Annotated in this window: 8 protein-coding genes; 4 read left to right on the top strand and 4 right to left on the bottom strand. The window is 69.9% G+C overall.

Annotated features, from left to right (window positions below):
- Position 1: 1 nt before the first annotated feature.
- From alaS to ABLG96_RS13480, 3 genes are all read right to left on the bottom strand, one after another.
- Complete coding sequence (gene alaS, locus ABLG96_RS13470) at positions 2-2,656, bottom strand: alanine--tRNA ligase (RefSeq protein ID WP_353647886.1); 2,655 nt, start codon at positions 2,654-2,656, stop codon at positions 2-4.
- A 109-nt stretch (positions 2,657-2,765) separates the two neighbouring features.
- Entirely contained in the window at positions 2,766-3,143 is a 378-nt protein-coding gene (locus ABLG96_RS13475) for a hypothetical protein (RefSeq protein ID WP_353647887.1), read from the bottom strand.
- 125 nt (positions 3,144-3,268) lie between these two features.
- Entirely contained in the window at positions 3,269-3,598 is a 330-nt protein-coding gene (locus ABLG96_RS13480) for a hypothetical protein (RefSeq protein ID WP_353647888.1), read from the bottom strand.
- Between the two features lie 122 nt (positions 3,599-3,720).
- On the opposite strand from ABLG96_RS13480, the gene ABLG96_RS13485 reads away from it, so the two are divergent.
- From ABLG96_RS13485 to ABLG96_RS13495, 3 genes are all read left to right on the top strand, one after another.
- The gene (locus ABLG96_RS13485; RefSeq protein WP_353647889.1) at positions 3,721-5,496 is read left to right on the top strand and encodes a bifunctional 3'-5' exonuclease/DNA polymerase; all 1,776 of its coding nucleotides are present in this window, start codon (positions 3,721-3,723) and stop codon (positions 5,494-5,496) included.
- Between the two features lie 123 nt (positions 5,497-5,619).
- Positions 5,620-6,150, top strand: coding sequence for a DUF2231 domain-containing protein (locus ABLG96_RS13490; RefSeq protein WP_353647890.1), 531 nt, complete (start codon positions 5,620-5,622; stop codon positions 6,148-6,150).
- Entirely contained in the window at positions 6,147-9,182 is a 3,036-nt protein-coding gene (locus ABLG96_RS13495) for an FAD-binding and (Fe-S)-binding domain-containing protein (protein ID WP_353647891.1), read from the top strand. The genes ABLG96_RS13490 and ABLG96_RS13495 overlap by 4 nt, the downstream gene beginning before the upstream one ends.
- A gap of 35 nt (positions 9,183-9,217) precedes the next feature.
- Here ABLG96_RS13495 and ABLG96_RS13500 read toward each other — a convergent pair whose 3' ends face one another.
- Entirely contained in the window at positions 9,218-10,477 is a 1,260-nt protein-coding gene (locus ABLG96_RS13500) for a D-arabinono-1,4-lactone oxidase (protein ID WP_353647892.1), read from the bottom strand.
- A 616-nt stretch (positions 10,478-11,093) separates the two neighbouring features.
- Between ABLG96_RS13500 and ABLG96_RS13505 the strand changes: the two genes are divergently transcribed.
- Positions 11,094-12,767 carry a glycoside hydrolase family 13 protein gene (locus tag ABLG96_RS13505; protein ID WP_353647893.1) on the top strand — a complete coding sequence of 558 codons (1,674 nt, stop codon included), beginning with the start codon at positions 11,094-11,096 and terminating at the stop codon, positions 12,765-12,767.
- Positions 12,768-12,854: the final 87 nt, after the last annotated feature.

Below are 12,854 nucleotides of genomic sequence, written 5' to 3' on the forward strand. Positions count from 1 at the left end.
TTCACCCGAGTGCGCCTCGCACGGCGGCCAGCGCCGCCGGTACACCGGACGGGTCGGTACCGCCACCCTGGGCGAGTTCGGGACGACCGCCACCGCGACCCGTGATCGTCGGCAGCACAGACTTCACCACGTCGCCGGCTTTCACACCGTCGTCGATCGCCGCTTGGGTGGCCGCAATCACGAACGACACCGCACCGTCGGTCACGCTGAACAGCGCCACCACTCCCGGCTTGCCGCCGAGTCGACCCTTGACATCCAACGCCAGCGTCCGCAGATCACCGCCGCTGATGCCGTCCGGGGTCTGCGCCGCCACCAGCGACACGGTGCCCACCTGCTCCGCAACGTCCACCAGCCCGCCGGCGGAGGCCAGCAGAGCCGCCCCGCGATACTTCTCCAGCTCCTTCTCCGCGACCCTGAGTCGTTCAACGAGCTGCTCGACCCGCGAGGGGACGTCGCTGGTCGGCACCTTCAGCAGGCCGGCTAGCTCAGCGACCAGGGCACGCTCGGTCGCCAACCGGCGGAACGCGTCCATGCCGACGTACGCCTCGAGCCGGCGCACGCCGGAGCCGATGGACGACTCGCCGATCAGCGACAGCGGCCCGACCTGGCTCGAGTGTTCGACGTGAGTGCCACCGCAGAGCTCGATCGACCAGGGTCCACCGATCTCGACGATGCGCACGGTCTCGTCGTACGTCTCGCCGAACAGCGCGAGCGCACCCATCTCCCTGGCCTGCGGGAGCGTCGCGTACTTCACCGCGACCGCCAGGTCGCCGCGGACGGCGAGGTTCGCGACCTCCTCGATCTCCGATCGGGTGGCGGCCGAGAGGCCCTGGGTCCAGGCGAAGTCGAGCCGCAGGTAGCCGGGCTTGTTGTAGGACCCGGACTGCAGCGCATCCGGCCCGAGCACCTGGCGCAGCGCCGCGTGCACCAGGTGGGTGCCCGAGTGCGCCTGCCGCGCGCCGACCCGCCACTCGGGGTCGACCTGGGCCTGCACCTTCTGCCCCTCCGCCAGCTCGCCGTCGGTGATCCGCACCTGGTGCACCCACAGCTTCTTGCTGACCTTCTGCACATCGAGCACCTCGGCCGCGGCGTTCGGTCCGAAGATGGTGCCCGCATCGGACTCCTGGCCACCGGACTCGGCGTACAGCGGAGTGCGATCCAGAACCAGTTCGACGATGTCGCCGACGTTCGCGGTCGGAACGCGCTTGCCGTCGGAGATGATGCCGCGCAGCACACCCTCGGACTTCAGCTCCGTGTAGCCGGTGAATTCCGTCGCGCCTGCGTCGAGCAGCTCCCGGTAGACCGAGAGGTCGCCGAAGCCGCCCTTGCGGGACTTGGCATCCGCCCGGGCCCGCGCCTTCTGCTCCTGCATCAGGGCGGTGAAGCCGGCCTGGTCGACACTCAGCCCGGCCTCGGACGCCATCTCCAGCGTCAGGTCGATCGGGAAGCCGTGGGTGTCGTGCAGCGCGAACGCGGCATCGCCCGAGATCGCTGACCCGGCAACGGATCTCGTCTGCGCGGCGGTGTTCTCGAACAGCTTGGTGCCGGACGTGATGGTCTTCAGGAAGGCCTGCTCCTCTGCCGCGGCGATCCGCTCGATGCGGGAGTAGTCGGCGCGGATCTCCGGGTACGCCTCGCTCATCTGATCGCGGACGACGGCTGTCAGCGTCGGCATCACGTCTTCGGTGACGCCGAGCATTCGGGCCGACCGGATCGTCCGGCGCAGCAGACGGCGCAGCACGTAGCCGCGGCCCTCGTTGCCGGGGGTGACGCCGTCACCGATCAGCAGGGTGCCGGAGCGGATGTGGTCGGCGATCACCCGGAACCGCACGTCGGAAGCGTGATCGGTGCCGTAGACGACGCCGGAGAGTCGCTCGGCCTCGGCGATGATCGGGCGGAGGAGGTCCGTTTCGTAGACGTTGTCCACGCCCTGCAGCAGGAGGGCGACCCGCTCGATGCCCAACCCGGTGTCGATGTTCTTCTTCGGCAGCGACCCGACCGGCGGATTGCCGTACTTCGGGCTGAGCTCGCCGCGGACGTCCTGCATGAAGACGAGATTCCAGATCTCCAGGTACCGGTTCTCGTCCGCCACCGGACCACCCTCGGCGCCGTACTCCGGGCCGCGGTCGTAGTAGATCTCCGAACAGGGCCCACCCGGACCGGGAACGCCCATGTCCCAATAGTTGTCCTCGCCGTCGCGACGTTGGATGCGCTCCTCCGGCAGGCCGGCGATCTGCTTCCACAGATCGATCGCCTCGTCGTCGTCCTCGTAGACGGTGACCCAGATGCGCTCCGGATCGAACCCGTAGTTGCCGTCCTCGACGCTGCCGGTGACCAGCTCCCAGGCGTGCTCGATCGCGCCGGCCTTGAAGTAGTCGCCGAAGGAGAAGTTGCCGGCCATCTGGAAGAAGGTGTTGTGCCGGGTGGTGATGCCGACGTTCTCGATGTCCAACGTGCGCACGCACTTCTGCACGCTGGTGGCCCGATCGAAGGGCGCAGTGGCTTGACCGAGGAAGTACGGCTTGAACGGCGCCATGCCGGCGATGGTGAACAGGACGGTCGGGTCCTCGCTGATCAGCGAGGCCGAGGGGACGACGGTGTGTCCGGCCTTCTCGAAGTGATCGAGGAAGCGCCGGCGGATCTCATGGGTCTGCATGGGTTTTCGACTTTCAGGCGTCGCGAGGTCTCACTCGCGTGGGAATCGTGCGGACACGGGCTGGGCTGCAGCGGCGCGGCGGGTCGGTGCTCGGTGATCGAGGTCTCGATCAGGCGGAGCGACGGCCCTGCCGCTCGGTAGCCGCCGCGTCGCGTGCATCGGCGTCGGAATCTGCGGAGGAGCCGACCCGAGCATCCACTGCGGACGGCATCTGCTCGGGCGCGATCATCAGCAGCGACCCGGTGGCCGAGTCGACCACCGGTCGGTAGGAGGCACGCCGGTTCGCGGCGCCCTGCTTGATGTCGGCGGCCAACGAGCCGATCGCGTTGCCGACCTCGGCGATCGCGTCGGCGAGGTCTGCTGCGATGGCGGACGGGGTGAGCTTGGCCTTCAGTGCCTCCCGGGCGGCAACCTTGGCCCTGCGGGTACGGCGGGTCGCGGCAACGCCGAGCGCAACGCCCGCGGTGAACACCAGCTTGCTCTTCACGGCTCTCCCTTTCCGGATCACTGGTCAGGGTACCCGGCGACCCGTGTCCGAGCCTCGCCGGAAAACAGCGCCCGCAGGAGTGAGGATGTCAGCACCTCCGCCGAACAGCTTCCGATCGGTGGGACTCAGGTGTTCGGGAGCCCTTCCAGGACCGTGATGACACGGTTCGGGAGGTCACCGATGGTCAGCATCTCGGTCCGCCCGTCGGGGAGGCGACCGAACCTGAAGACCACCTGGTACTCGCGCTCCGGTGCCAGCAGGAAGGCCACCAGGCTGAAGGGCAGCACCGACCAGCGGGAGCTCGCCGGGTGCGTGAGCACCAACTCCGTTGGTGTGTCGCTCGTGGACCGATAGCCGGATCTGCGGAGCACGTCCGCCAAGGACGTGGACACCCATCCACGGACGGAGTCGAACGAGCGCGTCGTCGTCCACTTCATGTTCACCGGACGTGGCATGCCAGGTACCCCCTGAGGTGTGGTCCGTGGTGCAGACCGATCGGACGATACCTCCGTCGGCTCCATCCCGGGCTGGGACGGGTCGACGGTGGAGTGGCTCGTCAGCCTGCACACTGTGCTGTGTGTTCTGTGCCGTCCATGCCCTTCCTGCATCGACCGCCGACGGCATCCCCGCGGCCGCGGCGGCGGCAACCGGTGCAGCATCGACGGCCCAGTGGCAGGTCTGCACCGTCAGCGACGATCTGGCCGTGGTCGGGTCCGCGCGCCCGGTGGGGTTGCGGGAGCTCGCCGAACTCGACGACGGCGGGGTCCGCTGGGTGTGGAACGACACGCTCACCAGCTATCCCCCGATGCTGGCTGCGGGCCTGCGGCTGCGCGCGAGTCATGACATCAGCCTCACCGAGCGCATCCTGCTGGGTCGGGCGCTGCGGCACGGTGAACCGTGCTCGGCCGCCGCCGTCGTCGCCCGGCTGAACGGCACGGCCGTGCCGGACGACCCGCCGATGGCGCTGCCGACGGGGGTCGCGGGCGCCGGTGAACCGAGTCTGTTCCCCGATCCCGGTGCAGCTCCGTTGCAGGACGTCACCGACGACGGGGCAAGGTCGCTGGACGTGCTGGTGGCGGCCCTGCGCGACCAGCAGCGCCGGATCGCCGCCGAACCGGTCGCCGGTGCGCTGCGGCTGCTGGTCGCTGCGGAATCGGCGTCGGCCCTGGCGGCAGCGGAGATCGGCTTCGTCGGGCTGCCGCTGCGCGCGAGCGTGCACGAGGATCTGCTCACCTCGCTGCTCGGACTCCGTCCCCGCGCCGGTGAGCGCCCGGCCCGGTTGGCCGAGCTCGCCGACGAGATCACAGCGCACTTCGGGTACCCGGTGAACCCGGACTCCGCCGTCGATCTGCGGACGGCCTTCCAGCGCGCCGGCTTCGACGTCACCACCACCCGCGCGTGGGTGATCAAGGACATCGACCATCCCGCCGTGCCCGCGGTGCTGCAGTACAAGGAGCTCGCCAGGCTGTTCACCGCGAACGGCTGGAACTGGTTGCGGGACTGGGTATCCGGCGACCGGTTCCACGCCGAGTACCTGCCCGGCGGGGTGGTGTCCGGCCGTTGGGCCGCGCGTGGCGGCGGCGGCCTGCAGATTCCCAGGATCGCGCGGGCGGCGGTGCTGGCGGAGCCGGGACACCGATTGGTGGTCGCGGACGCCGCCCAGCTGGAACCCCGGGTGCTGGCGGCGATCTCCCGCGACCCGGCGCTCGAGCAGGTGGCCGCAACCGACGGCGCCGGCGGGGTGCAGGCCGACCTGTATGCGGCGCTGGCGGCCGACGGGTTCGGCGGCGAACGGGCCCAGGCCAAGGTGGCGATGCTCGGTGCGATGTACGGCGCGACCACCGGGGAATCCGGACGGCTGCTGCCCACGCTGCGACGCCGCTATCCGCAGGCCCTGGCGTTCCTGGAGCGTGCTGCAGCGGACGGCGAGGCGGGCCGCTCGGTCCGGTCGGTGCTGGGTCGCGCCAGTCCCCTCCCCGGCGGGGACACCGCCGCCGGCATCCACGCCGGCGCGCTGCCGGAGGCGACCGCTGCGCAGCAGAGCCGGGCCGTCCAGATCGCCCGGTCGTGGGGGCGCTTCACCCGCAACTTCGTCGTCCAGGGCTCCGCGGCCGACTGGGCGTCGGTGTGGATCGCCGGTCTGCGGAGGGACCTGCGGGAGGTGCCCGGCGCAGAGCTCGTGTTCTTCCAGCACGACGAGTTGATCGTGCACGTCCCCACCGAGCTTGCGGACGAGGTGTCGCGGCTGACGATCCGCGCGGCGGACGAGGCCCGCACACTGGTGTTCCCGGGCTCCCCCGTCGCCACGCCCGTCCGGCCGCTGGTGCTGGAGTGCTACGCCGACGCGAAGTGACAGTGCAGGTCCCGGTGGTCGAGCGACGCAGGAGTCTGGACATCACCGATCAGCTTGGGTGACCTCGGTCCCTGCTGGGCGCGTTCCCTGGCACCTCGGTCCTCAAACGTTCATCATTGCTGCATGACGAGCATCAACGGTCTCCCCGCGCACATCCTGCTGGTCCATGCGGTGGTCATCTTCATCCCGCTGACTGCCCTGCTCGTCGTCCTGGCCGTGGCCTGGCCGGCCGCCCATCGCCGGATCGGCGTCGTGTTGCCCATCGTGGCACTGGTGACGCTCGTCCTGGTGCCCGTCGCCGTCGATGCCGGCGAGTGGCTGCAGAGTCGCCTGCCGGGGGCCGAGTCCAACCCGTTGATCAGGGCACACACCGAGCTCGGCGATCAGTTGCTGCCGTGGGCCATCGCGATGTTCGTCGGAGCGCTCGCCCTGTGGCTGCTGCCGACTCTGGCCCGCCGCGGTGTGCAGGCGGAGGTCCTCGGCGCTGGGTGGCTGCGGGCCGTCGTGGGTGTGCTGGCCGTTGCGGTCAGCGTGGTGGCCGTCGTGCAGGTCGTCCGGATCGGTGATTCGGGTTCCAAGGCCGTCTGGTCCGGCAATGTCTGCGTCGACCCGCCCGCGCAGGGGCAGAGCTGCACGTCCACACTGGGATCGTGACCGACGCAGCCCGCACGTCCCGCGAGCCCGACCACCCACAGCCGGCCGACGCGAAGCCCCGGCCCGGCAGCTTCGTCGACCGCAACCCGTTGGACGAGCAAGGCCGGACGGCCCTGCGCGACACGCTGGTCGCGGCACTCGGTGCCGACAAGGTCGCCTTCGACGACGGCCACCGCGCCGTCTACGCGACCGACTCCTCCAACTACCGCCAGGTCCCGCTCGGCGTGGTCTTCCCGCACGATGTCGCCGACGTCGTCGCCACCGTCAAGGCCTGCGCCGCCGTGGGCGCGCCGGTCCTCGGCCGGGGTGCGGGCACCGGGCTCGCCGGCCAGACCGTCAATGTCGGTGTGGTGCTGGACTTCTCGCGGGTGATGAACCGGATCCTGGACATCGATCCGGAGCAGCGGGTGGCGCGGGTCCAGCCCGGCCTGGTGCTGGACGACCTGCGGGCAGCCGCGGAGGTCCACGGCCTCACCTTCGGTCCGGATCCTGCGACGCATGCCTGGTGCACGCTCGGCGGGATGATCGGCAACAACTCCTGCGGTACCCATGCCCTGTACGCGGGCAAGACGGTCGACAACGTGCGTCGGCTGCGGATCGTCACCGCGGCCGGTGAAGACCTGTGGGTCGGCGGCTACGACGACGCCGGCTACGCCGCCGCGGTGGCCGGCGGCGGGGAGCTGGCCCGGCTGCTCGGCGGTGCCAGGGAGATCGGCCGCCGCAACGCGGCCCTGGTGAACGAGAAGTTCCCGGACATCCCCCGCCGCGTCTCCGGTTACAACCTGGACGAGGTGGTCCCGGGGCGGCAGACCAACCTGGCGAAGATGCTGGTCGGATCCGAGTCGACGCTGGCGTTGGTGGTGGAGGCGGAGCTCGATCTGGCCCCATCACCCGCGGTCCGGCACCTGGTCGTGCTCGGCTACCCGGACATCTTCCTGGCGGCGGACGCGGTGCCATCGCTGGTCGAGTTCGGACTGCTCGGGCTGGAAGGGTTCGACGAAACCCTCGTCCGCCAGTCGGCGGCAATCGGGCTCAACGAGGCGGGCATCGCCCTGCTGCCGGCCGGCCGCGGCTGGTTGCTTGCCGAGGTCGGCGACGACGACCCAGTGGTCGCGGAACGTCGCGTGCTGGAGTTCCTGGACCGCCTGCCGGCAGAGGTCGTCGCCCGCAGGATGACCGATCCGGTCGAGGAGAAGCTGATCTGGAGCGTACGCGAGTCCGGGCTGGCCGCCACCGCCCGCCCGCCCGGCCAGAAGCCCAACCACGAGGGCTGGGAGGACGCCGCGGTGCCGCCCGCCCGGCTCGGCGAGTACCTGCGGCGGATGACCGCACTCTGGGCCGAATACGGCTATTCCGGCGCCTGGTACGGCCACTTCGGCCAGGGCTGCGTCCACACCCGCAACAACTTCGACTTCTCCGATGCGGCCGGCCTGGCGGCATTCCGATCGTTCATCGAGCGGGCTGCAGACCTGGTTGCCGAGCTGGGCGGCTCGATCTCCGGCGAGCACGGCGACGGTCAGGCCCGCGGTGAACTGCTCGAGCGGATGTACGGCAGCGAGATGATCGACGCGTTCCGGGCGCTCAAGACGTTGTTCGACCCGACCGGAATCCTCAATCCCGGAAAGCTCATCGACCCCTATCCGTTGGACACCAACCTGAAGCACGGTCCGCAGCACCATCTGTCGAAGCTCGGCCGGCAGACGGTGTTCGCTCTCCCCGGCGATGCCGGGAACCTGGCCGAGGCGGCCGAGCGCTGCGTCGGTGTCGGCCGGTGCCGACGCGACGACCTGGGCACCATGTGTCCCTCCTACCGGGCGACCCGCGACGAACGGCACTCCACCCGCGGGCGCGCGAAAGCTCTGCAGGAGATGTTCACCGGGGACGTCTCGCAGGAGTCCTGGCGCAACGAGCACGTACACGAGGCGCTGTCGCTGTGTTTGTCCTGCAAGGGCTGCGCGGTGGACTGCCCGACCGGGGTCGACATGGCCACCTACAAGGCGGAGTTCCACTCGCACTACTACGCCAAGCGCTTGCGGCCGCGTCACATGTACGCCCTGGGGATGCTGCCCTGGGCCACTAGGGTGGCCGCCAGGATCCCGCTGGTCGCCAATGCGGTGCTCCGCGCGCCGGTGCTCTCGGAGCTCGTGCGGCGCACGGCCGGGCTCACCACGACCCGTCCGGCGCCGGCGTTCTCCCGGATGTCGTTCCGGGCCCAGATGCGCAAGAACCAGCGCCGCAAGGGTTCCGGGCGGACGCTGTTGCGCCGCCGGTCGTCGGCCGGCGCGGACACCACCGGTGCGCCGACGGTGGTGTTGTGGCCGGACACCTTCACCGACGTCTTCGATCCGGGTCTGGGCCAGGACACCCTGGCTGCGCTGCAGGCCGTGGGTGAGCAGGTGCACGTGCCGACCGAGTGGGCCTGTTGCGGCCGAACGCTCTACGACCCGGGGATGCTCGACCGCGCCAGGGCGTCACTGCGCAACGTGTTGGACATCCTGGATCCCTATGTGTCCCAGGGCATTCCGGTGGTCGTACCAGAGCCGAGCTGTCTGGCGGCCTTCCGCGACGAGCTGCCCGGCCTGCTGCCGGACGACCCCCGTGCTATCCGCCTGGCCGGACTGGCCCGGTCGCTCGCCGAACACCTCATCCTGGCCGACAAGCTGCCGGCCGCACCCCCGGTACCGACCGTGGGTGCGGACCCGGTGATCGTGCACCCGCACTGTCACGGTCGCGCCACTGTGGGAGTCGCGTCGGACCAGGAAGCCCTGCGACGTTTGGGATATGACGTCACGACCGCGGACGCCGGCTGCTGCGGGCTCGCCGGATCCTTCGGGTTCGCTGCCGAGACGGCCGACCTCAGTCGAAAGATCGCCACTGACGACTGGTTGCCCCGACTGCAGCAACAGGCCGGCGGGCGCGCCGTCGTGATGGACGGGTTCTCCTGCATCACGCAGTACACCCAGCTCGGCCCGGGCGATCACCCCGCGACGGTGGCGTCGTTGATCCGCAAGGGGCTCGCGGCGCAGCGCTGACCTGCCGGCGGACCGGCAGGGGACCTTCCTTCCTGTCAGATCCCCAGGTGCTGTGCGAGGAAGTCGTTGCCGAACTTCCGTTCGGGATCGTGTCGTGCCACCAGTGCCCGGAAGTCGGCGAGGCGCTCGATGTGGGCCGCCGGGTCGGAACTGAACACCTTGCCCCAGTGCGGGCGCCCATCGAACGGGGCGAGCACCTCCTCGACGGCGGCCGCGGCGCGCACTACCTCGGCGTCCAGATCACGCCAGGTGAAGTGCACGCCGACGGATGCGCGACCACGGCACGGACTGAGCCACAGGTCGTCGGCCGCGATGGTCCGGATCTCCGCTCCCAGCAACACCTCTCGCAGCTCGAGCGACTGCACGGCCAGCAGCGCCGCCGCACCGTGCTCCCGGGGAACCAGGTACTCGGACTGCTGTTCCGCCCCGCTGCTCGGCTGGAAATCGAGCCGGAAGTGCGGCAGTCGCTCGTGCCACGGTCCCGGCACCCCCAATTGGGCCGTGCTCGCCGACGCGTCGTGATCGGTGAGGCAGTGCTGCTGCGTGGTCGCCGCCCGGCCACCCCAGCGAGTGCCGTCCGGTGCGCTCGCCACACCGGTCGGATCGCCCGGATCGATGCGGGTCTTGATCCACAGCCGGTCGATCTGCCTCCCGGTGGCCGGATCGTCGAACATGCTGATGCTGTACGCGGAGGCCATGATCTCGTCGAAGTTCTCGACCACCCGGTCGATCGGCACGTCCAGCCAGACGTCCTGCCGGACGTCGAACGTGGGAACGGTGGCGAGCTCGACCCGGGTGACGACACCCAGCGCACCGAGGGCCAGGACGGAACCGCCGAACTCCGGGTCGGCCCCGGTGGTCCTGACCAGTTCTCCGTCCCCACCGACGAACTCGACTGCCACCGCACCCGCAGCCAGGCACTGGTTCCCGTCGCCACTGCCGTGGGTTCCGGTGGCGCAGGCTCCGGCCACCGAGATGTGCGGCAGGGAGCCCATGTTGGGCAGCGCCAGGCCCTCCGCCTGCAGAGCAACGGCGACCTCCCCGTAGTTGGCCCCGCCGTGGACGCTGACCGTGGCGGCGTCGCCGCTGCCGGTCACCGTGATGTCTTTCGGAAGATGTCGCACCGAGACCAGATCGCCTGCGGTGTCGGCGATCCGGTTGAACGAATGCCCGGTGCCCAGGGCGCGCACCCGCGGCGACCCGGCGACCAGTTCCTGCAACTGCTCCACCGAAGTCGGTAGGTGCAGCCGATCCGTCGAGAAGGTGATGTTCCGGGCCCAGTTGGTCAGTGTCACCCTGTCATCCTGCCGGTCCGGTCCGGTCCCGCGCCACGGACCGCAGGCCGTCACGGTCGTCACCGGGGCGGCGCGGTGCTCTCCCGGACGATGAGCTGAGCCGGGACGGCACCGAGCGGTGTCTGCTCGCTTGATCGCCTACAGCAGCAGGTCGATGCACTGCCGACCGAGCTGCGGCCGGTCGTCGTCGACGTCAAGGCCACGAACGCTTGGTCGCTGACAGCGATCGCCGGGTGGGCCGGGATCTCCCGACCCACCCTCTACCAGTGGCTGGCGGGGTAGAACCCTTCAGGAGTGATTCCGCGGTATCACCCTCAGCGATGCCCCTATTCATAGTCCCCCACGTTCACTTTGGCCATGGCCCTGACTCAGTGGGCGACGGGTGCGACGCCTGCCCAGCTGAGGTCGCGGTCGTGGAAGCTGTCGGCCGGTCCGATGAGGGGTCCACCCCAACGGTCAACCAACCTGGGGGCAGACCCTATCGCCGTATCGGCCCCCAGAGGTGGCGCTGGGACGACGCGCCGAGGTCACCCACGGCGGGCTACTCACTGCACTGGACCGATACAGTCGGGTCGACATCCGGGCAGTATCGTGCGACTCGCAAGGGGCCAGACCAGTGACCGACCAGTGGTGGCGTGACGCCGTCGTCTACCAGATCTATCCGCGTTCCTTCGCCGACGGCAACGGCGACGGGATGGGCGATCTGCCCGGCATCACCGCACGGTTGGACGCGCTGGCCGAGCTCGGGATCGACGCGGTGTGGCTGTCACCCTTCTATGTCTCTCCGCAGGCGGACGCCGGTTACGACGTCGCCGACTACCGCGACATCGATCCCCGGTTCGGCTCGCTCGCCGACTTCGATGCGCTGGCCGAGCGGGCACATGCGTTGGGACTCAGGGTGATCGTGGATCTCGTGCCGAACCATTCCTCGGACGAGCACGGCTGGTTCCAGCAGGCTCTCGCGGCCGGTGCCGGAACCCCCGAGCGCGGGCGCTACGTCTTCCGCGATGGCAAGGGGGACAACGGGAACGAGCCGCCGAACAACTGGCAATCGCTGTTCGGCGGAGCCGCCTGGGAGCGGAGCACCGACCCGGACGGCACGCCCGGCCAGTGGTACCTGCACCTGTTCGACGTGAAGCAGCCCGACTTCGACTGGACCAACCACGAGGTCCGGGAGATGTTCCACGATGTGCTGCGCTTCTGGCTGGATCGGGGCGTCGACGGCTTCCGGGTCGATGTCGCCCACGCGCTCATCAAGGCGGACGGACTCCCGGACGCACCCGAGAGCTCCGTGGCCGATCCTGCGCCGTACGAACAGGAGATCGAGTCGGAGGCCGGCGATCGTGGCCCGATGTGGGACCAGGACGGTGTCCACGAGATCTACCGCGACTGGAACAAGATCCTCGGCGAGTACCCCGGCGACCGCATGATGGTTGCCGAAGCCTGGGTGTCCCCGCCCTCTCGACTGGCACGGTACGTGCGTCCGGACGAGATGCAGCAGTCGTTCAACTTCGACTTCCTCACCGCACGGTGGAACGGTCCCGCACTCCGGGCGGTGATCGACTCGTCCCTGCGTGCCGTCGAGTCGGTCGGCGCGCCAGCCACCTGGGTGATGTCGAACCACGACGTCATCCGGCACGCCAGCAGGCTCGCGCTGCCGGGTGACGAAGCACGCCCGGGTGGGATCGGCGCCGACGACCCGCAACCGGACGCGGTCCTGGGACTGCGACGCGCCCGCGCCGCCACCGCGCTGATGCTGGCCCTGCCAGGCTCCGCCTACGTCTACCAGGGCGAGGAACTCGGACTGCCCGAGCACACGACACTGCCGGACGAGGCCCGCGAGGATCCGACCTGGGAGCGATCCGGGCACACAGAGCGTGGCCGCGACGGCTGTCGGGTGCCGATCCCGTGGGAGGCCGATGCTCCCTCGCTCGGCTTCGGCAACACCTCGGGCACCTGGTTACCGCAGCCCGCCGCCTACCGGACGCTGGCGCGCGATCAGCAGCGCGGCGACCCGTCGTCGATGCTGGAGTTCTACCGCCGCGCGCTGCGCCTGCGCCGGGAGCTGCAGTTGGGGAAGGGTCGGATCACCTGGCAGGAAACGGATCCCGCGATCCTGGCGATCGAGATCGAGACTGCTGCGGGATCCGTGACGGTGATCGTCAACCTGTCGGACGAGCGGCTGGAGGTGGACGATCTGGCCGCTGGTGAAGTGATCCTGCACTCGGCCGGGCCGTCCGCCGACCAGCGGAGCCTCGGATCGGACGAGGCAGTCTGGGTGCGCCGGTGAGGCACCATCATCCTCCGTCGTGGACCACGCCGAGCAGTGCCCGCGCAGCCAGGTGCTGGAGCCGTTGAACGTACTCGGGATTCACCA

The organism is Nakamurella sp. A5-74 (assembly GCF_040438885.1).
GTDB lineage: Bacteria > Actinomycetota > Actinomycetes > Mycobacteriales > Nakamurellaceae > Nakamurella.

Bases quoted from the DNA above. Each gene is read 5' to 3' on its own strand.
- alaS (WP_353647886.1), bottom strand. From the start codon at position 2,656: ATGCAGACCCATGAGATCCGCCGGCGCTTCCTCGATCACTTCGAGAAG.
- ABLG96_RS13480 (WP_353647888.1), bottom strand. From the start codon at position 3,598: ATGCCACGTCCGGTGAACATGAAGTGGACGACGACGCGCTCGTTCGAC.
- ABLG96_RS13490 (WP_353647890.1), top strand. From the start codon at position 5,620: ATGACGAGCATCAACGGTCTCCCCGCGCACATCCTGCTGGTCCATGCG.